The organism is Hydrogenophaga sp. BPS33, from assembly GCF_009859475.1.
In the GTDB taxonomy this organism is placed as follows: Bacteria; Pseudomonadota; Gammaproteobacteria; order Burkholderiales; family Burkholderiaceae_C; genus Hydrogenophaga.
This window is the reverse complement of record NZ_CP044549.1, coordinates 6,092,892-6,110,812: the sequence shown is the minus strand read 5'-3', so window position 1 is coordinate 6,110,812 and position 17,921 is coordinate 6,092,892. Positions and strand designations below refer to the sequence as shown.

Genomic DNA, 17,921 nt, shown 5'->3' with positions numbered 1-17,921 from the left:
ACCATGTCCTTCATCCGTTTCTCCGACCTTTGTTCCAGTGGCCAAGCCAAGGGCCAGCGCGTGTTCATCCGCGCCGACCTCAACGTGCCGCAGGACGACGCCGGCCGCATCACCGAAGACACGCGCATCCGCGCCAGCATTCCTGCGATCCAGATGGCGCTGGACGCCGGCGCTGCGGTGATGGTCACCAGCCACCTGGGGCGTCCTACCGAAGGCGCCTTCAAGCCTGAAGATTCCCTGGCCCCCGTGGCCGCGCGCCTGGGCGAGTTGATGGACCGCCCGGTGCGCCTGGTGGCCCACTGGGTCGACGGCGACTTCTCGGTTGCCCCCGGCGAGGTCGTGCTGCTGGAGAACTGCCGCCTCAACGTGGGCGAGAAGAAGAACAGCCCCGAACTGGCGAAGAAGCTGGGCGCGCTGTGCGACATCTTCGTGCACGATGCCTTCGGCACCGCGCACCGCGCCGAAGGCACGACCTACGGCATCGCCGAGACCGCACCCATCGCCAGCGCCGGCCCGCTGCTGGCCGCCGAGATGGATGCCATCGCCAAGGCCCTGGAAGCGCCCGGGCGCCCCCTGGTAGCCATCGTCGCGGGCAGCAAGGTCAGCACCAAGCTCACCATCCTCAAGAGCCTGGCGAACAACGTGGACAACCTGATCGTTGGCGGCGGCATCGCCAACACCTTCATGCTGGCCGCCGGCCTGAAGATCGGCAAAAGCCTCGCCGAGCCCGATCTGCTGGGAGAAGCCAAGGCCGTGATCGACGCGATGAAGGCGCGCGGCGCGGAAGTGCCGATCCCCACCGACGTGGTGACCGCCAAGACCTTTGCCGCCGACGCGCCGGCCACGGTGAAGAAGGCCACCGACGTGGCCGAGGACGACCTGATCCTGGACATCGGCCCCGAGACCGCGGCCAGGCTCGCCGCGCAGCTCATGCAGGCCGGCACGATCGTGTGGAACGGCCCAGTGGGCGTGTTTGAGTTCGCGGCGTTCGAAGGCGGCACCAAGGCGATCGCGCAAGCCATCGCGAAGAGCAGCGCCTTCAGCATCGCCGGTGGTGGCGACACGCTGGCGGCCATCGCCAAGTACGGCATCGAGAAGGACGTGGGCTATATCTCCACCGGCGGTGGCGCGTTCCTCGAAGTGCTGGAGGGCAAGACGCTGCCGGCTTTCGAAGTGCTGGCGCGCCGCGCCAACGGTTGAGAATTCGATCAGCGCGGCGCGCGCGTGGGAATGCGCGTCACCACGACCGCGCCGATCAGGCCCGCCACCAGCAGCCCACCGAGCAGCCAGGGTCGCTCGCGAAAGCCCCAGGCCGACAGGCCCACCATCACCACCATGGAGGCGATGGCGATGGTCTTGGTCCGTCGCGTGAGGCTGCGGTGCGTTTCCCAATCGCGCACCATGGGGCCGAGGTAGCGGTGTTGCAAAAGCCAGCCGTGCAGACGCGGCGAGGCCTTGGCGTAGCAGGCGGCGGCGAGCAGCACGAAGGGCGTGGTGGGCAGGCCGGGCAGCACCACGCCGAGCAGCCCCAGGGCCAGCGAGACCGTGCCGGCCAGCCAGAGCAGCCAGCGCACGGCGCGGGACGACGCGGGCGTGGAAGAAGCCATTCAGGGCATCGAAGGCTGGCCGTCGGCGCGCACCTCGTACACGCCGAGCTTGCGGTGCAGCGGTGACTCGTCGGCCACGAACAGGAAGGTGGGCACACTGGCCGAGGCGTTGGTGAGCGTGGTGGCGGTGTAGCCGGGGATGCAGCAGGTGTCGGCCTCCACCAGGTCGAAGCCTTGCGCGTCGGTGGCCACGCGCGCCGCGCCTTCGATCGCGTGGTAGACCACGGCCGGCGAACGCGCGGGCAGTTGCAAGGCCTGGCCAGGGCGCAGCATCAGCGCATGAAAACCCAGCACGTTCTCCACGTCGTCGCCGGTCTCGGGATTCACGTAGGTCACTTGCACGGCGTCGATGTCGGGACGGTCGCTTGCCAGGGATTCCAGCGCGGCCTTGGCATCGGCCCAGGGGTAGCGCAGCATGGGGTAGCGCCGGCCGCTGCGGCCGAACACCGGCGTGGGCACGATGCCGCCGCGCGCGTAGGCGCGATCACCCTGGCCGGGCTTCACGTCCTGCCGCGTGCCGTTGAGGTGGTAGCTCACCTCCAGGTAGTAGGCCAGCGGCAGGTCGAGCACGTCGAGCCAGACCACCGGTTCTTTGCCGTCGTGGCCGTGTTCGTGCCACAGGCCGGTAGGGGTGAGGATCAGGTCGCCGCGCGCCATCGGGCAGCGCTCACCGTCCACGGTGGTCCACGCGCCCTCGCCTTCCACCACCATGCGCACCGCGTTGGGCGTGTGGCGGTGGCTCGGCGCCCACTCGCCCGGCAGCAGCAGCTGCATGCCCAGGTACATGGCGGCGCTGGCCTGCATCTTCTCCAGCGTGTGGCCCGGATTGGCCAGCACCAGCACGCGGCGCTCGGCCTTCTCGATCGGCGTGAGTTCGCCGGCTTTCAGCAGCAGCGGCTTGATGGACCGGTAGGCCCAGTGCGTGGCACGCGTCTGGCGCGTGGGAACCGTGGGTGGCAGCACCCCGCGCAGACTGGGCCACAGCGGCACCAAGTTGAGCGCGCGCAACTCGGCGACGTAGTTGGCGGGCAGGTCTTCGAGTCGTCCGAGATCGTGCATGGGGTCTCCTGGCCCTGCGCGGGAGGTGGGGACGGCGTCCCGCGCAGGCTGGACCCATTCTAGGAGGGGTCTGCGGCGAACGCTGTCGCGCGCGCCGTGGGGCCGGTTTGCCCAAGCGCAGATTTCCGATGTTCGTCTCGGCGCTCTCGCTGGCGCCTTTTCGCATCGGTGGATGCGGGAGGCGGTGATGTCGATGCTCAGCCACTGATGTGCGCGGCCACGGCCGCGGCGACCGCTTCGTCGCGCAGCAAGCGGGTGTGCCCGAGGCCGCTGGTCTCGATCAGGCGTGCGCTGGTGATGGCGTCGCGGTAGGCCAACGCATCTGCGAAGCGGTTGATGCGGTCCTCGCGGTCGTGAACGATCAGCGTGGGCAGCGCCACGCGCGGCCCGACCGCCGCCGGTTCGAACTGGCGCATCAGGATGCCTTCGCGCGCCTCCACCCGCTGCTGCAACCGCGCGCGTGTGCCTTCGCTCAGCCCGAACACCTTGGCGAACAGCTGCGTGTATTCGTGCGGCGAGGCCGGTGGCGCCAGCAGCACGAGGCGTTCCACTGGCAGGCCGCGCGCGGCCGCGTATGCCAGGCCGTTGGCGGTCAAGGAGTGCGCGACCACGCCGCGCACCGTGTGGTCCTGCTGGCGCAGGCGTGCGATGAGGTATTCGATGGCGCGCGCGAACTGGGGCAGGTTGCTGGTGCTGCCCTCGCTGCGGCCGTGCGCGGGTAGGTCCACCAGCAGCGGTCGCAGGCCTTGCCGCATGAGCGCCTCGGCCAGCGGCAGCATCTGCGACGCATGGCCGCCCCAACCGTGCAGCAAAACCACCAGGGGCTGGTGCGGGCCGGGCGGCGGTTGGTAGAGCGTGAGGCTGGCGTCTTCAAAAGACCAGGCTTCGGTGTGCCACGTGGACAACGCGGGCTGCGAACGGTGCAGCCACTTCGGCGGCAGCGGCGTGCCAAACAGGCGCAGCGCGCCACGCACCGCAAGCGCGGGCCACACGCGTTCGGACAGGCCGAGGGCCCAGCGCAGCCAGCGGGTGCCCGGCACGGATTGGTAATAGGCGGAAGCGGTTTGCAGAGAGCGGGTGTTCATGGCGTAGCCCAGGGGGGTGTTTAAATAGCACAATCGTGCGAAATTGAGATAAAAAAAGACTCAACGTTGGTAGGTGGCGACCAGACGGTCCCAGGTGGCCTGCGCGCGGTCCGCGGCGCGGGGGTCGCGCAGGAAGCGCACGTCGTGCACCAGGCCGATGGCCAGGCTGCAGATCTCCCCCACCAACTGGTCCGGGTCGGTGTCGGGCTGGAGATGGGTCGCCTCGATGGCCTGTTGCACGGTGCGCCGCAGCGCCGCGCGCCAGCGCGTGACCTCGCCCAGCAACAGGTCGCGCAATTCGCCTTCGCGGTCGTCCAGCTCGAACGCGCCTGCCGTGTAGAGGCAGCCGGTGTGCGCTTCCACGTCGCGCAGGCGCACCAGCCAGCGCCGCACGATCTCGCTCAGCCGGGGCAGGCCCTTGGGCGCCTGCATGGCGGGTACGAACACGTCGGCCAGGAAGCGCCGGCCGAACTCCTCGATCACGGCCTTCTGCAAGGCCTCGCGCGAGCCGACGCGCGAGAACACCCCGCTCTTGGAGACGCCGATGCGGTCGGCCACCGCCTGCAGGGTGATGGCCTCCAGGCCGTCGGAGGCGGCCAGGTCCAGCGCCGCGCCCACGATGGCGGCGCGCGTCATTTCACTTTTCTGGGTCCGGGCGTCCATGGGGCTTGATTTTGGCACGATTGTGCGAAATTGCAAATCGAAAGGTGCCCCGTGTCGTCTTGGCGTTGGGAGGGCTGGTCGCTATGATCGCTGCGGCCCACGCACCTCACCGGCCGCGCCTCCCATGGAAACACCCGCTCCACCGCCGCTGTCTCCCGAGTTTCTGGCCTTGATGGACCAGGGCGTGTCCGTCATCGTCAGCAGTTGCGATGACCAGCTCGTGCCCAGTGTCATGCGCGCGGTGGGCAGTCGGGTCGAGGACCAAGGCCGCCGCATCACGGTCTATCTGAGCCGCAGCCAATCGGCGCAGCTGTTGCGCGACGTGGCCCGCAGCGGGCGCCTGGCCGTGGTGTTCAGCCAACCCAGCAGCCACAAAACCGTGCAATTCAAGACGCAGCGCGCCCGGTTGCGGGAGGCGCGCGCCGACGAGGCGCCGGTGCTGCAGCGCTATTTGCAGGGCATGGAACGCGAGTTGACCCTGATCGGTCTGGGCCCGGTCTACGCACGCGCCATGCTGGCTCACCGCTTGGAGGATCTGGTGGCGATCGAGTTCGAGCCCGACCAGGCCTTTGACCAGACGCCGGGCCCCAAGGCGGGTCGTCCCCTTCAAGGGTGAGCATGAAGAGCGCCAAGCTGGACGAAGTGCGACCCTGCCTGGAAGGGGCCATTCCCGCCATCATGGCCACCAGCGCGGTCGACGGCACGCCCAACGTGGCCTACCTCTCGCAGGTGTACTACGTGGACCCGCAGCACGTCGCGCTGTCGTTCCAGTTTTTCAACAAGACGCGCCAGAACCTGCTGGCGAACCCGCGCTCCACGCTGCTGGTGCTCAACCCGATCAACGCGGTGTTCTACCGCCTGCATTTGCGCTACCTGCGCACCGAGACCGAGGGCGCGGTGTTCGAGAGCATGAAGGCGCAGCTTGCTGGCATTGCCTCGCACACCGGCATGGCCGATGTGTTTCGCCTGCTCGGCTCCGACATCCACGAGGTGATCGAGGTCGAACGCTTGCCGCAGGCGCCTTTGAGCGAGCCTTTGCCGGTGCGGCGGTCGCGCCCGCATGCCTTGGCCGCGCTGCGCCGCGCGAGCGTGCGCCTGTCGGCGGCGTGCAGCCTGGGCGCTTTGCTCCATGCCGCGCTGGACGCGTTGGAGCACGAGCTGGCCATGCACCATGCGATGCTGCTCATTCTCGATCCGGCCACGCAACGCCTCTACACCGTGGCCAGCCGAGGCTATGCCACCTCGGGCGTGGGATCGGAGATCGCCATGGGCGACGGCGTGATCGGCGTGGCCGCGCGCGAGCGCACGCCGGTGCGCATCATGCACATGGCCAGCGCCTACCTCTACAGCCGCGCCATGCGCGACAGCCTGGTGAGCGAAGGCAGTGGTCCTGCGGGCACCGACATTCCCTACCCGGGCCTGCCCGAGCCGCGCAGCCAGATGGCGGTGCCCTTGCTGTCGGCCGACCGTGTCATCGGCGTGCTCTTCGTCGAGGGCCGCGAGGACATGCAGTTCGGCTTCGAAGAGGAGGACGTGCTGGTCGCTTTGGGCGGCCAGCTCGGCGCGGCGATCGATCTGATGCAGGAGGCCGAAGACGCTTGCGAAGACGAACGCGCCGCCGCGCCAGCGAACGCCGCCGCCACGGCCACGCCTCAGCCCGCGGGGCCGGCGCTGCACGTGCGCCACTACCGCAGCAACGACAGCATCTTCGTCAACCACAGCTACCTGATCAAGGGCGTGGCCGGCGCGATTCTGTGGAAGTTGCTGCAGGACCGGGAGCGCAACGGCCGCCACGAGTTCACCAACCGCGAACTGCGCCTGGACGCGTCGCTGCGCCTGCCCGACGTGGCCGACAACCTGGAGGCGCGCCTGTGGCTGCTGCACCGGCGGTTGGCCGAGCAGTGCCCGCAGCTGCGCATCCAGAAGACCGGGCGCGGCTGCTTCCGCTTCGAAGCACTGGGTCCGGTTCAGCTGGAGGACGTGGCCGCTTAGGCCGTCATCAAGCCGGACGCGATCGGGAGCGCCAGGCCGCGCGCGAGCTGGACCCAATCGGCCTGTGGCAGCAGGCCCCGCGCGGCGTCCACCATGCCTTGGAACGCCGGTGGGGGGGCGCTGGCGCGCATGCCCTGCATCATCTCCAGCCGCTCGGGGGCGTTGAGGTTCGGCAGCATCCAGCGCGTGACCAGCGCCATGTGCTCAGGCGTCACGGCGGCCACCAGGGCGTCGTGGATCGCGATCAGTTCCTCGTCGCTGTAGGCCGCCCAGAGCGCCGGGTTGTGCACCGTCTCTTCGATGTGCATGTGCTGCAGGTTGTCGGCCACGAATCGGGCCATGCCGAGGTAGAGCGCGTACAGTGCCGCCTCGCGCTCGCGGGTGTCGCCCTGCGCCAGGGCCTGCGTCACGCTGCGCAGGTGGGCGATGTGGTGTTCGTGCTCCACGTGCTCGCCAGCGATGCGGCTTGCCACACCGGGGCAGCGCGCGTCCAGCGCGGGATGTACGAAGCCATTTTCATGCTGGAGGTGGCCTTCGAACAGGCCGAGCAGCGCCAGCGTCTGCTGTGCCGTGTGCGCGACGCCCGCCGGGTTCGCCGGGTCGGTGCGGCCGATCGCGGTGAGCGTGTCGACCATGAAGGCGCGCAAGGCCTTGTGGATGCCGGCATACAGGTTGAAGCGGCCCTGGCCGGTGCGGGCGGTGGCGACCACTTGGGCCAATTCGAGAAGGTGGGATTGCATGTGGATTCCTTGTGCGGGCCGGGCCCGCCTTTTCGGGTGTGACCGTGGCACCCCATGCGCCACGAATCATGGCATGCAGTCTAGGAATGGCCGTCGCCGTGCGCTGCTAAATAGCGCTTAAAGGAACCCTAAAAAAACCTTAACGCAAAAGATGCGCGGCTTTCAGTCGATGCCGCGCACGCGGCCGCGCAATTGCTTGACGCTGGAGCGAGAGGCCTTGCCTTCGAGCCGCCGCTGGGTCGAACCGTAGGTGGGCTTGGTGGCCTTGCGCGACTTGGGCACGGTGGCCACGCTGTCCACCAGCGCTTGCAGGCGTTCCAGCGCTTCGGCCTTGTTCTGCTCCAGGCTGCGGCTGGTCTGTGCCTTGATCACCACCACGCCTTCGGTTGTGATGCGCTGGTCGCTCAGCGCGAGCAGGCGCGCCTTCACCGCCTCGGGCAGCGAAGACGCATGAACCGCAAAACGCAGGTGTACCGCGTTGGACACCTTGTTGACGTTCTGCCCGCCCGCGCCCTGGGCGCGGATGGCGGTGAACTCCACCTCGGCGGGATCGATGGCGATGGGCATCGGCGCAGTGTGCCACGGGGGGCTGCATGGTTCGACCGTGCGGGGGCGCAGTCACCCCATGCGCCTCGGGTGGATTGCCGCACCGGGATAATCGCCCGATGGCAAGCAAACAGCGTGTGGTGGTGGGATTGAGCGGAGGCGTGGACTCCGCGGTGAGTGCGTATCTGCTCAAGCAGCAGGGCCACGAAGTCATCGGCATCTTCATGAAGAACTGGGAGGACGACGACGACGGCGAGTACTGCTCCACGCGCCAGGATTTCCTGGACGCCGCGAGCGTGGCCGACGTCTTGGGCATCGAGATCGAGCACGTGAACTTCGCCGCCGAATACAAGGACCGCGTGTTCGCCGAGTTCCTGCGCGAATACCAGGCCGGGCGCACGCCGAACCCGGACGTCCTCTGCAACGCCGAAATCAAGTTCAAGGCCTTTCTCGACCACGCCATGCGCCTGGGCGCCGAGAAAATCGCCACGGGCCACTACGCCCGTGTGCGCGAACGCGGGGGCCGGTTCGAGTTGCTCAAGGGCAAGGACCCCTTGAAAGACCAGAGCTACTTCCTGCACCGGCTCAACCAGGCGCAACTGAGCAAGACCCTGTTTCCTGTGGGCGAGTTGCCCAAGACCGAGGTGCGCCGCTTGGCCGCCGAGATCGCGCTGCCCAATGCGAAGAAGAAGGACAGCACCGGCATCTGCTTCATCGGCGAGCGGCCCTTCCGCGATTTCCTCAACCGCTACATCGCGAAAGAGCCGGGGCCGATCAAGGATGCGAAAGGCCGCGTGCTCGGCCAGCACGTGGGATTGAGCTTCTACACGCTGGGTCAACGCCAGGGCCTGGGCATTGGCGGCGTGCGCGAGAAAGGCGCGCAAAAGGGTGGCAACGACCACGCGCCCTGGTTCGTGGCGCGCAAGGACATCGAGAAGAACACGTTGTGGGTGGTCCAGGGCCACGATCACCCCTGGTTGCTGTCGCCCCGCTTGCGGGCGCAGGATGCGAGCTGGGTGTCGGGCCAGGCGCCGGCACCGGCCGACATCGCCGCCAAGACGCGGTACCGCCAGGCCGACGCGGCCTGCCATTTCGAAGCCCATGGCCAGACCGACTTCGCACTCGCGTTCCGCGAACCGCAGTGGGCGGTGACGCCGGGCCAGAGTGCGGTGCTGTACGACGGCGACGTGTGCCTGGGTGGCGGCGTGATCACTTCGGGTACGGGTTGAGCATTACACGAACGCCTGGCCGTCGTTCGCCGGGCGTTGCACCGCATGCCGTGCGGTGCGCAGAGGCTGCGCGAGCAAGGCCCTGTGCTGCGCCAACGCGGCCTGGACTGTGCGGCGGGCATAGGGGTGCACCACCGGCTTGCTCAGGAAGCGGAAGATCTGCGCCTCGTTGATCAGGCGGATGAGCAGCGTGGGGTCTCGTTCGGCACTCAACGCCACCGGCACGGCATGGGGCTGGCGGCTTTTGAGTGCATGGATCAGCTCGAGCGTGGACGCGCTGCCGATCTGGGGCTCAACCACGAGCACGGCCACGGCGTGGCGCGCCAACAAGGCATCGGCTTCGCCGGGACTGCGTGCCCAGTACAACCGCGTCTGTGCATCCAGGCATGCGCGAACCTGCGACTCGATCGCCGGGTCGGGGTCCAGCAAGACCACCGCCTCTTCTTCCCGGATCGACCCACCACCGGCTCCCTCAGGTTCGATCAGCGGCACACTGCGCGCCACCGCCGCGGCGTAGTCCACCGTGTCCAGCAACTGGGGCGCGTCCCACGGCTTGGGCAAGAGCCGGAACACCTCGCTGGCGTTGACCGCGTCCACCACCTCGGCGAAATCCGGTGGCTCGGCGAGCATCAAGCGCATCGTGTTGGGCGATTCGATGCGCGCCCACTGCAGCAACTCGGTGCCGAGCATCTGCGGCATGCGCAGATCGCTGATAACGACCTCGAAATCATCGCAGCGCAAGCGCGCGCGTCCTTCGCGTGCATCGGTGGTGCAGGAGACCTCGAACGACGCGTCCAGAAGCCATTGGAGTGCCCGCAGCACCTCGGGCTCGTCGTCCACGCAGAGCACGCGCGGTTTTCTCACGCTGTCCCACCTCATGCGCCGGGCCCCAGTGTCTGGGTTTGCTCTTCCTGGCTGGCTCGAATTGCTTCGGTTTGCACCGATTCCAGGAAATTCAATGCGCATGATTGGAAATGGAGCAGGGACATGTCGATCATTCCGACGATGGCGTAATGGCCCGCGGTGAAATGGTGGGTTGATTTGAATGGAATGGCCACCGCGAATTCCTTGAGTTCGATGGGGAGCAGGTGTACACGGGCAATAGCATCGGAATCGAAGGCGTGAAAGCCGTGCTCGCCCGATCGGCCGTTGACCAGGGGCGCATGGTAGGCAGAGGGTGGCATTGCATACATACCGCGCAAGTAGTATTTGGGAGGAAATTGGGGCTGTGGATCCCTTGCAATGCAGTCGGGGGTATTGGCGGTGATGAAATCCTGAAAATACTGCCGCGGTGGTATGGCCGAATGGATGGCGTGCTTCGAACAATGGCGATTTCTCGGGGGGGCGGCGTTGTGCGGATGGATTTGCCCGATGCCTGCGCTTCTGAGGAATTTGCGGTTGCAATTGAGACGGGGAGGCATGCCATGTTTGTGCGGAACACGACGCCATTGAATTGGCTGTCGCAATTCATGTCCGGGTTGCGTGGTCGATCCCGAGCGGCGGCCGGGGCCGAGTCCCGGCGGCTTGCGCCAGAGCGCGCGCGTTTGTTGATGGCGGTCGCGGCGTACTTGCGCCAACCCCTGGAGGTTTCGGGCCAGGCCCGCGATGATCCGCTGCGCCAAGCTGAGCGGGCGACGGGCGGGCCGGCCTGGCCTCAGATGCGGGCGTCCTTGAGTTCCGTGGGCGACCGGATCGACGCATTGGGGCTCATCGCCAGTCTGGACTCGGGTGCTCTCCAGCCCGGTCTGGTCGATTTTTCCGTGCAATCCCTGCTGGACCATGTCGATGAGGTGTTCGGCCCCTTGGCGACGGGCAAGCGGTTGCGCTGGGATGTGACGCCGTCCATCGCCAAGGTCCGCAGCAACCCGGTGCTGCTCGAACGCATGTTGAGCCACTTGGTGGACAACGCGATCCGCTTCACCGCCAGCGGTGGGGTGGTGGTGGCCAGCCGACACAGTGGTGCCAGTCTGTTGCTGCAGGTCTGGGACACGGGCCCGGGCATCGATCCGATGTGCCACGAACGCGTTTTCGAGGCGTTCTTCCGCGATGCTCCCGAGGCCGACCGCGGAGCAGGGCTGGGGCTTCCGATCGTGAAGAGCGGCGCGCGGGTGCTGGGCATCGGTGTCGCACTGCGGTCCGTGCCAGGCAGGGGTTCGTGTTTTTCCCTGCGCGTGCCTCTGGCGCAGGCGCGCCGCCACAACCCGGCGCCGGCCGCGCTATTGATGGTTCTCTGATTGCCGCGTCAGCGTGGCGCGATGCCGGTCGTTACCGACGCATCGACGAACACCATGGACAGCGGATGGCGCTGGCCCGCCAGATGGTCTTCCATGCAACGCAGCACCAGCGGGCTGCGCAGGCGCTCGGCGCTGTCGCGGATTTCGTCGGGGGTCAACCAGAGCGTGCGCACGATGCCGGCGTCCAGCGTGCGGCCCGGCACCGTTTCGCCGAGTTCGCCACAGTAGGCGAAGCGCAGATAGGTGATGTCTTCATCGGGCTGCGCGCCCCGGCCCTTGCGCTGTGTGCGCGACAGGTACACGCCCAACAACGCCGTGGGCGTGAAACGGTGGGTCGTTTCTTCCAGCGTTTCGCGAACCACGCCGTCCAGCAGGCTTTCTCCAGGATCCAGATGGCCCGCCGGGTTGTTCAGGCGCAAGCCTTCGGAGGTGTGTTCCTCGACCAGCAGAAATCGCCCGTCCCGCTCGATCACGGCTGCGACGGTGACATTGGGTTTCCATCGGGCTTGCATGGCGGGCATTATGGGCGTTCCATAAAAGCTGACAAAAGGCTTTCAGCCTGCCGCTTTCAGTTATCCTCGCCCGGATTTGTCTTTCGAAATCGAGTGAGGAGACTTCCATGCAGATAGGCGTACCCGCTGAGACCACAGCGGGCGAGACCCGGGTGGCCGTGACCCCGGAGACGGTGAAGAAAGTCGTGGCGCAAGGCCACAGCGTGCGCGTGCAGTCGGGCGCGGGCGTGGCCGCCAGCGTGACCGACGAGGCCTTTGTGGCCGCCGGTGCCGAGATCACCGATGCGGCCGGCGCGCTGGGTTGTGACCTGGTGCTCAAGGTGCGCGCGCCCAGCGATGGCGAGCTGGCTTTGATGAAGCCGGGCGCGACCGTGGTCGGCATGCTCAACCCCTTCGATGCCGCCGGCCTGCAACGCATGGCCAGCGCGGGCCTCACCGCCTTCGCACTCGAAGCCGCGCCGCGCACCACGCGCGCACAAAGCATGGACGTGCTCTCCTCGCAAGCCAACATCGCCGGCTACAAGGCCGTCATGCTGGCCGCGCACCACTACCAGCGCTTCTTTCCCATGCTCATGACGGCGGCGGGCACGGTCAAGGCCGCGCGCGTGGTCATCCTCGGCGTGGGTGTGGCCGGTCTTCAAGCGATTGCCACGGCCAAGCGCCTGGGCGCGGTGATCGAAGCGTCCGACGTGCGCCCCAGCGTGAAGGAGCAGGTCGAGTCCTTGGGCGGCAAGTTCATCGACGTGCCGTACGAGACCGCCGAAGAGAAGGAAGCGGCCGAAGGCGTGGGTGGCTACGCGCGCCCGATGCCGCCGAGCTGGCTGGAGCGCCAGAAGGTGGAAGTGGCCAAGCGCGTGGCGCTGGCCGACGTGGTGATCTCCACCGCGCTGATCCCTGGGCGCGCCGCGCCGGTGCTGATCACCGAAGAGATGGTCAAGGCGATGAAGCCGGGCAGTGTGATCGTGGACATTGCCGCGGGCAAGGGTGCCGACGGTGTGGGCGGCAACTGCCCGTTGAGCGAGGCGGACAAGACCGTGGTGAAACACGGTGTGACCATCGTGGGCGAGACCAACCTGGCGGCGATGGTGGGTGCCGATGCGTCGGCGCTGTATGCGCGCAACGTGCTCGATTTCCTCAAGCTCGTGCTGCCCAAAGATGCGACGGCGGTGCAGGTGCCGATGGACGACGACATCGTCGCCGCCTGCCTGATGACCCAAAACGGTGAAGTGAAACGCAAATGAACCGAGTAATGCTGCGCGCGAAACTGCATCGCGCAACCGTGACCGAAGCCGACCTCCATTACGAAGGTTCTTGCGGGATCGACGAAGACCTGCTGGACGCCGCCGACATGCGCGAGTTCGAGAAGATCGAGCTCTACAACGTCAACAACGGCGAGCGCTTCTCCACCTACATCATCAAAGCCGCGCGCGGCTCGGGCGCGATTTCGCTCAACGGCGCGGCCGCGCGCAAGGCGCACGTGGGCGATTTGCTGATCATTTGCACCTACGCGCCGGTCGCCGACGACGTCGTGCCGCATTGGAAGCCCCGGGTGGTGTTGCTCGGCGAGGGCAACCGCATCTCCGAAATCAAGAAAGTCTGACGCGAGGCACTGACATGGAAGCCGTATCCCCCACCATCCTCAACCTCATCATCTTCGTGCTGGCGATCTACGTGGGTTACCACGTGGTGTGGAACGTCACGCCCGCACTGCACACACCGCTGATGGCCGTGACCAACGCCATCTCGGCCATCGTGATCGTGGGTGCCATGCTGGCCGCAGCGCTCACCGAGACGCAGCTGGGCAAGACCATGGGCGTGCTCGCCGTGGCGCTGGCTGCCGTCAACGTCTTCGGTGGCTTCCTCGTCACCCGGCGCATGCTGGAGATGTTCAAGAAGAAAGAACGCAAGGCACCGGCCGCTGAAGGGGCTGCGAAATGAGCATGAACCTCGTCACGCTGCTGTACCTCATCGCCAGCGTCTGCTTCATCCAGGCCTTGAAGGGCCTGTCGCACCCCACCACCTCGATCCGGGGCAACGTCTTCGGCATGACCGGCATGGCGATTGCCGTGCTGACCACGGGCGGCCTGATCTTCACCCTGGCCGAGCAGATGCAGGTCAACGCCGCGCAAGGCCTGGGCTGGGTGCTCGGTGGCCTGGTGGTCGGTGGCGGTGTGGGCGCCGTCATGGCCAAGCGGGTGGAGATGACCAAGATGCCCGAGCTGGTCGCCTTCATGCACAGCATGATCGGCCTGGCCGCTGTCTGCATCGCGGTGGCCGTGGTGGCCGAACCCTGGGCCTTTGGCATCGTTGCAGAAGGTGCGCCGATTCCCGGTGGCAACCGCATCGAACTCGCCTTGGGCGCCTTCATCGGCGCGGTCACCTTCTCGGGCTCGGTCATCGCCTTCGGCAAGCTCTCGGGCAAGTACAAGTTCCGCCTGTTCCAGGGCGCACCGGTGACCTTCCCCGGCCAGCACAAGCTCAACCTGTTGCTGGGCCTGGCGGTGGTGTTCTTCTGCTTCGGCTTCTGGCACTCGCAGAGCTGGATCGACATCGTGCTGGTGATCGCGCTGGGCTTCATCCTGGGCGTGCTCATCATCATCCCGATCGGTGGCGCGGACATGCCGGTGGTGGTCTCCATGCTCAACAGCTACTCGGGCTGGGCGGCAGCGGGCATCGGCTTCAGCCTGAACAACAGCATGCTGATCATTGCCGGCTCGCTGGTGGGCAGCTCCGGTGCGATCCTGAGCTACATCATGTGCAAGGCCATGAACCGCTCGTTCTTCAACGTGATCCTGGGCGGCTTCGGCGGCGACACCGCTGCTGCGGGCGGTGCCAAGGCCGAGGCGCGCCCGGTCAAGAGCGGCAGCGCGGACGACGCGGCCTTCGTGCTCGGCAACGCCGAGACGGTGGTGATCGTGCCGGGCTACGGCCTGGCGGTGGCCCGCGCGCAGCACGCGGTGAAGGAACTGGCGCACAAGCTCACCGAGAAGGGCATCACGGTGAAGTACGCGATCCACCCGGTGGCCGGGCGCATGCCGGGGCACATGAACGTGCTGCTGGCCGAGGCCGAGGTGCCGTACGACCAGGTGTTCGAAATGGAAGACATCAACGGCGAGTTCGGGCAGGCCGACGTGGCGATCATTCTGGGGGCCAACGACGTGGTGAACCCTGCTGCTTTGCAGAAGGGCAGTCCGATCTATGGCATGCCGATCCTGGAGGCGTACAAGGCCAAGACGGTGATCGTGAACAAGCGCTCGATGGCCGCGGGCTATGCGGGCCTGGACAACGAGCTGTTCTACATGGACAAGACCATGATGGTCTTCGGCGATGCGAAGAAGGTCGTCGAGGACATGACCAAGGCCATCGAGTAAGACCAGGACCCCACACCGACGGTATGTGCAGAAGGGCTCGTGGCAACACCAGCCCTTCTGTTTTTGTAGCGATGATGTGGCTGGGAACTTGCCCCGAGCGGTGGCAGTCAGAACCGCGTAAGGGAAAAACACGAGGACCGACGTAAAACTTCCCAAAGACAATGCGCCATTCGTGCATGGACAAGAATGAGGAGCTTCCGAATGACCGAATCAACGGCCGATCGTCCCTGGTTGAGCGCCTATCCTGCTGGCGTGCCCGCCGACATCGATGTGGCGCAATACCCCTCGCTGGTGCATCTGATGGAAGAAAGCTTCCAGAAGCATGCCGGCCGCACCGCCTACAGCTTCATGGGCAAGGACGTCACCTTCGAGCAGACCGATACGCGTTCACAAGCCCTGGCGGCCTACCTGCAGGGACTGGGTCTGGTCAAAGGCGACCGCGTGGCCATCATGATGCCCAACGTGCCCCAGTACCCGGTCGCGGTGGCGGGCATCCTGCGCGCAGGCTTCGTGGTGGTCAACGTCAATCCGCTCTACACGGCGCGCGAACTCGAGCACCAGCTCAAGGACTCGGGCGCCAAGGCGATCGTCATCATCGAGAACTTTGCACACACGCTGGAGCAGTGCATGGCCCATACGCCGGTCAAGCATGTGGTGCTCGCCGCCATGGGGGATCAACTGGGGCTGCTCAAAGGCGCGCTGGTGAACTACGTGGTGCGCAATGTCAAGAAGATGGTGCCGGCCTTCAACCTGCCGCAGGCGGTGCGTTTCAACGATGCGCTTGCCAAGGGTGCGCGCGGCAACTTCAAGCGGCCCGAGATCAAGCCCGACGACATGGCATTGCTGCAGTACACCGGCGGCACCACGGGCGTGAGCAAGGGCGCAGTGCTGCAACACCGCAACGTGATCGCCAACGTGCTGCAGTCCGAGGCCTGGAACGACCCGGTGATGAAGACCGTGCCCACCGGTGAGCAACCCACCAGCGTGTGTGCCCTGCCGCTGTACCACATCTTCGCTTTCACGGTGAACATGATGCTGTCCATGCGCACTGGCGGAAAGACGATTCTGATCCCCAACCCGCGCGACCTGCCGGCGGTGCTCAAGGAACTCTCCAAGCAAACCTTTCACAGCTTTCCCGCCGTCAATACCTTGTTCAACGGCCTGGCCAACCACCCCGACTTCAACACCGTGGACTGGAGCCACCTCAAGGTGTCGGTGGGCGGCGGCATGGCGGTGCAGGGCGCGGTCGCCAAGCTGTGGCTGGAGAAGACCGGTTGTCCGATCTGCGAAGGCTACGGGCTGAGTGAAACCAGTCCGTCGGCCAGTTGCAATCCGACCACCAACAAGGAATACACCGGCACCATCGGCGTTCCCCTGCCCAATACCTTCATGAAATGCCTGGACGATGACGGCAACGAGGTGCCGCTGGGGCAACCGGGCGAGATCGCCATCAAGGGTCCGCAGGTCATGGCGGGCTACTGGCAGCGCCCCGACGAAACGGCCAAGGTCATGACCGCCGATGGCTATTTCAAGTCCGGCGACATCGGCGTCATGGACGCGCGCGGGTACTTCAAGATCGTGGACCGCAAGAAGGACATGGTGCTGGTCAGCGGTTTCAACGTGTATCCCAACGAGGTGGAAGACGTGGTGGCCCAACTGCCCGGCGTGCTGGAGTGCGCGGTCGTGGGCGTGCCGGACGACAAGTCGGGCGAGGCGGTCAAGCTGGTGATCGTGAAGAAGGACCCGAGCTTGACCGAGGCCCAGGTGCGTGAGTTCTGCAAAGCCAATCTCACCGGCTACAAGCAACCCAAGGTGGTGGAGTTTCGCACCGAGCTGCCCAAGACGCCGGTGGGCAAGATCTTGCGGCGAGAATTACGGTGACCCCCCTGCGCCGCTGACGCGGCTTCCCCCCTCTGTAGCGCGCCTTCGGCGCTTCGAAGGGGGACGGCATCTTGGGCCGGCGCAGCCGTCCCAAGATGCCTCTGGGTTCGGGCACGCTCGCCGGAGAGGGAGCGGCAGCTCGTGTTGACGCAGCCGTCCCGTGGTGCCTCTGGTTAGCGTTTTTCATGCGTCGCGGTCGTGCTTCGGCCGCCTTTTCTTTTTATCTTTGGAACCGCAATCCGTGACCCCTATCGCCATCGTCAGTGCCCTGCACGAAGAACTCGCCGCCGTGCTCGATCTCATGCCCGACGAACAGCAACAGACCGTGGGGGGGCGCACGTTCTGGCGCGGCCATCTGCATGGGCAGGACGTGGTCGCGGTGCTCTCGGGCATTGGCAAGGTGGCCGCCGCCACGACGGCCACGGCGCTGATTGAGCGCTTCGGTGTGCGGCGCATCGTGTTCACAGGTGTGGCGGGTGGCCTGGCATCTGGTGTGCGGGTGGGCGACGTGGTGGTGGCGCAGCGCTTTCTGCAGCACGACATGGACGCATCGCCGCTGTTTCCCCGGCACGAGGTGCCCGGGTATGGCCGCGCCCACTTCGATGCCGACGCTGCCATGACCGGGGTGTTGCGGCGAGTCAGCGAAGATGTGCTGCGCGATCTCCCATCGCAACTTGAACCCGGCGTGCGCGACGAGTTTCATCTGCAGGCGCCGCGCTGCCACCAGGGCCTGCTCATCAGTGGCGATCGCTTTGTTTCCACCACGGGGGAGAGCGAAGCCCTGCGCCAGACCCTGCCCGACGCTTTGGCCGTGGAAATGGAAGGCGCGGCGTTCGCCCAGGTGTGCCACGACTACGGTGTGCCGCTGGCCGTGGTGCGCACCATCTCCGACCGTGCCGACGACGACGCCCATGTGGACTTTCCGCGCTTCCTGCGCGAGGTGGCGAGTCGCTACAGCGCGGCGATCGTCGGAGCTCTGCTGAAAACCTAAAAGCGCGGGGT

Annotated in this window: 20 protein-coding genes; 11 read left to right on the top strand and 9 right to left on the bottom strand. The window is 66.5% G+C overall.

What is annotated here, in order from left to right; translation table 11 throughout:
• Window positions 1-3 precede the first annotated feature (3 nt).
• The gene (locus tag F9K07_RS28390; RefSeq protein ID WP_159596577.1) at window positions 4-1,200 is read left to right on the top strand and encodes a phosphoglycerate kinase; all 1,197 of its coding nucleotides are present in this window, start codon (window positions 4-6) and stop codon (window positions 1,198-1,200) included.
• An 8-nt stretch (window positions 1,201-1,208) separates the two neighbouring features.
• Here F9K07_RS28390 and F9K07_RS28385 read toward each other — a convergent pair whose 3' ends face one another.
• The 4 genes from F9K07_RS28385 to F9K07_RS28370 form a co-directional block, all read right to left on the bottom strand.
• Entirely contained in the window at window positions 1,209-1,607 is a 399-nt protein-coding gene (locus F9K07_RS28385) for a YbaN family protein (protein WP_159596576.1), read from the bottom strand.
• The gene (locus tag F9K07_RS28380; RefSeq protein ID WP_159596575.1) at window positions 1,608-2,666 is read right to left on the bottom strand and encodes a cupin domain-containing protein; all 1,059 of its coding nucleotides are present in this window, start codon (window positions 2,664-2,666) and stop codon (window positions 1,608-1,610) included.
• Window positions 2,667-2,863: 197 nt separating this feature from the next.
• Complete coding sequence (locus tag F9K07_RS28375; RefSeq protein WP_159596574.1) at window positions 2,864-3,751, bottom strand: alpha/beta hydrolase; 888 nt, start codon at window positions 3,749-3,751, stop codon at window positions 2,864-2,866.
• A 60-nt stretch (window positions 3,752-3,811) separates the two neighbouring features.
• Window positions 3,812-4,414, bottom strand: coding sequence for a TetR/AcrR family transcriptional regulator (locus tag F9K07_RS28370; RefSeq protein WP_159596573.1), 603 nt, complete (start codon window positions 4,412-4,414; stop codon window positions 3,812-3,814).
• A gap of 124 nt (window positions 4,415-4,538) precedes the next feature.
• Between F9K07_RS28370 and F9K07_RS28365 the strand changes: the two genes are divergently transcribed.
• Both F9K07_RS28365 and F9K07_RS28360 read left to right on the top strand, forming a co-directional pair.
• A complete protein-coding gene (locus F9K07_RS28365; RefSeq protein ID WP_159596572.1) occupies window positions 4,539-5,030 on the top strand; it encodes a hypothetical protein in 492 nt (163 codons plus the stop codon).
• A 2-nt stretch (window positions 5,031-5,032) separates the two neighbouring features.
• Window positions 5,033-6,406 carry a GAF domain-containing protein gene (locus F9K07_RS28360; protein ID WP_159596571.1) on the top strand — a complete coding sequence of 458 codons (1,374 nt, stop codon included), beginning with the start codon at window positions 5,033-5,035 and terminating at the stop codon, window positions 6,404-6,406.
• Here F9K07_RS28360 and F9K07_RS28355 read toward each other — a convergent pair.
• Together F9K07_RS28355 and arfB are read right to left on the bottom strand one after the other, a co-directional pair.
• The gene (locus F9K07_RS28355) at window positions 6,403-7,146 is read right to left on the bottom strand and encodes a hemerythrin domain-containing protein (RefSeq protein ID WP_159596570.1); all 744 of its coding nucleotides are present in this window, start codon (window positions 7,144-7,146) and stop codon (window positions 6,403-6,405) included. The genes F9K07_RS28360 and F9K07_RS28355 overlap by 4 nt on opposite strands.
• Before the next feature lie 162 nt (window positions 7,147-7,308).
• On the bottom strand, window positions 7,309-7,713 hold the full coding sequence (arfB, locus tag F9K07_RS28350) for an alternative ribosome rescue aminoacyl-tRNA hydrolase ArfB (protein WP_159596569.1): 405 nt from the start codon (window positions 7,711-7,713) through the stop codon (window positions 7,309-7,311).
• Window positions 7,714-7,811: 98 nt separating this feature from the next.
• On the opposite strand from arfB, the gene mnmA reads away from it, so the two are divergent.
• Complete coding sequence (gene mnmA, locus F9K07_RS28345) at window positions 7,812-8,921, top strand: tRNA 2-thiouridine(34) synthase MnmA (protein ID WP_159596568.1); 1,110 nt, start codon at window positions 7,812-7,814, stop codon at window positions 8,919-8,921.
• 3 nt (window positions 8,922-8,924) lie between these two features.
• Here the strand turns inward: mnmA and F9K07_RS28340 are convergent, their stop codons facing one another.
• Window positions 8,925-9,785: a response regulator gene (locus F9K07_RS28340; RefSeq protein WP_159596567.1), complete on the bottom strand. Its 861-nt coding sequence runs from the start codon at window positions 9,783-9,785 to the stop codon at window positions 8,925-8,927.
• An 11-nt stretch (window positions 9,786-9,796) separates the two neighbouring features.
• On the bottom strand, window positions 9,797-10,342 hold the full coding sequence (locus F9K07_RS28335) for a hypothetical protein (RefSeq protein WP_159596566.1): 546 nt from the start codon (window positions 10,340-10,342) through the stop codon (window positions 9,797-9,799).
• 3 nt (window positions 10,343-10,345) lie between these two features.
• Here F9K07_RS28335 and F9K07_RS28330 point away from each other — a divergent pair, with 3 nt between their 5' ends.
• A complete protein-coding gene (locus F9K07_RS28330) occupies window positions 10,346-11,155 on the top strand; it encodes a sensor histidine kinase (protein ID WP_159596565.1) in 810 nt (269 codons plus the stop codon).
• 8 nt (window positions 11,156-11,163) lie between these two features.
• On the opposite strand, the gene F9K07_RS28325 is transcribed toward F9K07_RS28330, so the two are convergent.
• Window positions 11,164-11,667, bottom strand: coding sequence for an NUDIX hydrolase (locus F9K07_RS28325; protein ID WP_159596564.1), 504 nt, complete (start codon window positions 11,665-11,667; stop codon window positions 11,164-11,166).
• Window positions 11,668-11,774: 107 nt separating this feature from the next.
• Here F9K07_RS28325 and F9K07_RS28320 point away from each other — a divergent pair, with 107 nt between their 5' ends.
• The 6 genes from F9K07_RS28320 to F9K07_RS28295 all read left to right on the top strand — a co-directional run bounded on the left by F9K07_RS28320 (window position 11,775) and on the right by F9K07_RS28295 (window position 17,910).
• Window positions 11,775-12,908, top strand: a complete 1,134-nt coding sequence (locus F9K07_RS28320) for a Re/Si-specific NAD(P)(+) transhydrogenase subunit alpha (protein ID WP_159596563.1) — start codon at window positions 11,775-11,777, stop codon at window positions 12,906-12,908.
• Complete coding sequence (gene panD, locus F9K07_RS28315) at window positions 12,905-13,267, top strand: aspartate 1-decarboxylase (protein WP_159596562.1); 363 nt, start codon at window positions 12,905-12,907, stop codon at window positions 13,265-13,267. Before F9K07_RS28320 ends, panD begins: the two co-directional genes overlap by 4 nt.
• A 14-nt stretch (window positions 13,268-13,281) precedes the next feature.
• Window positions 13,282-13,605, top strand: a complete 324-nt coding sequence (locus F9K07_RS28310) for an NAD(P) transhydrogenase subunit alpha (RefSeq protein ID WP_159596561.1) — start codon at window positions 13,282-13,284, stop codon at window positions 13,603-13,605.
• Window positions 13,602-15,038: an NAD(P)(+) transhydrogenase (Re/Si-specific) subunit beta gene (locus F9K07_RS28305; RefSeq protein ID WP_159596560.1), complete on the top strand. Its 1,437-nt coding sequence runs from the start codon at window positions 13,602-13,604 to the stop codon at window positions 15,036-15,038. The genes F9K07_RS28310 and F9K07_RS28305 overlap by 4 nt, the downstream gene beginning before the upstream one ends.
• A 201-nt stretch (window positions 15,039-15,239) precedes the next feature.
• Entirely contained in the window at window positions 15,240-16,919 is a 1,680-nt protein-coding gene (locus tag F9K07_RS28300) for a long-chain-fatty-acid--CoA ligase (protein ID WP_159596559.1), read from the top strand.
• 301 nt (window positions 16,920-17,220) lie between these two features.
• The gene (locus F9K07_RS28295; protein WP_236582077.1) at window positions 17,221-17,910 is read left to right on the top strand and encodes a 5'-methylthioadenosine/adenosylhomocysteine nucleosidase; all 690 of its coding nucleotides are present in this window, start codon (window positions 17,221-17,223) and stop codon (window positions 17,908-17,910) included.
• The last annotated feature ends 11 nt before the right edge of the window (window positions 17,911-17,921 follow it).

Coding starts and splice junctions, on each gene's coding strand:
- F9K07_RS28385 (WP_159596576.1), bottom strand. CDS start 1,607: ATGGCTTCTTCCACGCCCGCGTCGTCCCGCGCCGTGCGCTGGCTGCTC.
- F9K07_RS28305 (WP_159596560.1), top strand. CDS start 13,602: ATGAGCATGAACCTCGTCACGCTGCTGTACCTCATCGCCAGCGTCTGC.
- F9K07_RS28300 (WP_159596559.1), top strand. CDS start 15,240: ATGACCGAATCAACGGCCGATCGTCCCTGGTTGAGCGCCTATCCTGCT.
- F9K07_RS28360 (WP_159596571.1), top strand. CDS start 5,033: ATGAAGAGCGCCAAGCTGGACGAAGTGCGACCCTGCCTGGAAGGGGCC.
- mnmA (WP_159596568.1), top strand. CDS start 7,812: ATGGCAAGCAAACAGCGTGTGGTGGTGGGATTGAGCGGAGGCGTGGAC.
- F9K07_RS28335 (WP_159596566.1), bottom strand. CDS start 10,342: ATGCCTCCCCGTCTCAATTGCAACCGCAAATTCCTCAGAAGCGCAGGC.
- F9K07_RS28380 (WP_159596575.1), bottom strand. CDS start 2,666: ATGCACGATCTCGGACGACTCGAAGACCTGCCCGCCAACTACGTCGCC.
- F9K07_RS28325 (WP_159596564.1), bottom strand. CDS start 11,667: ATGCAAGCCCGATGGAAACCCAATGTCACCGTCGCAGCCGTGATCGAG.
- F9K07_RS28375 (WP_159596574.1), bottom strand. CDS start 3,751: ATGAACACCCGCTCTCTGCAAACCGCTTCCGCCTATTACCAATCCGTG.
- F9K07_RS28365 (WP_159596572.1), top strand. CDS start 4,539: ATGGAAACACCCGCTCCACCGCCGCTGTCTCCCGAGTTTCTGGCCTTG.
- F9K07_RS28355 (WP_159596570.1), bottom strand. CDS start 7,146: ATGCAATCCCACCTTCTCGAATTGGCCCAAGTGGTCGCCACCGCCCGC.
- F9K07_RS28320 (WP_159596563.1), top strand. CDS start 11,775: ATGCAGATAGGCGTACCCGCTGAGACCACAGCGGGCGAGACCCGGGTG.
- panD (WP_159596562.1), top strand. CDS start 12,905: ATGAACCGAGTAATGCTGCGCGCGAAACTGCATCGCGCAACCGTGACC.
- F9K07_RS28330 (WP_159596565.1), top strand. CDS start 10,346: ATGTTTGTGCGGAACACGACGCCATTGAATTGGCTGTCGCAATTCATG.
- F9K07_RS28310 (WP_159596561.1), top strand. CDS start 13,282: ATGGAAGCCGTATCCCCCACCATCCTCAACCTCATCATCTTCGTGCTG.
- F9K07_RS28370 (WP_159596573.1), bottom strand. CDS start 4,414: ATGGACGCCCGGACCCAGAAAAGTGAAATGACGCGCGCCGCCATCGTG.
- arfB (WP_159596569.1), bottom strand. CDS start 7,713: ATGCCCATCGCCATCGATCCCGCCGAGGTGGAGTTCACCGCCATCCGC.
- F9K07_RS28390 (WP_159596577.1), top strand. CDS start 4: ATGTCCTTCATCCGTTTCTCCGACCTTTGTTCCAGTGGCCAAGCCAAG.
- F9K07_RS28295 (WP_236582077.1), top strand. CDS start 17,221: ATGCCCGACGAACAGCAACAGACCGTGGGGGGGCGCACGTTCTGGCGC.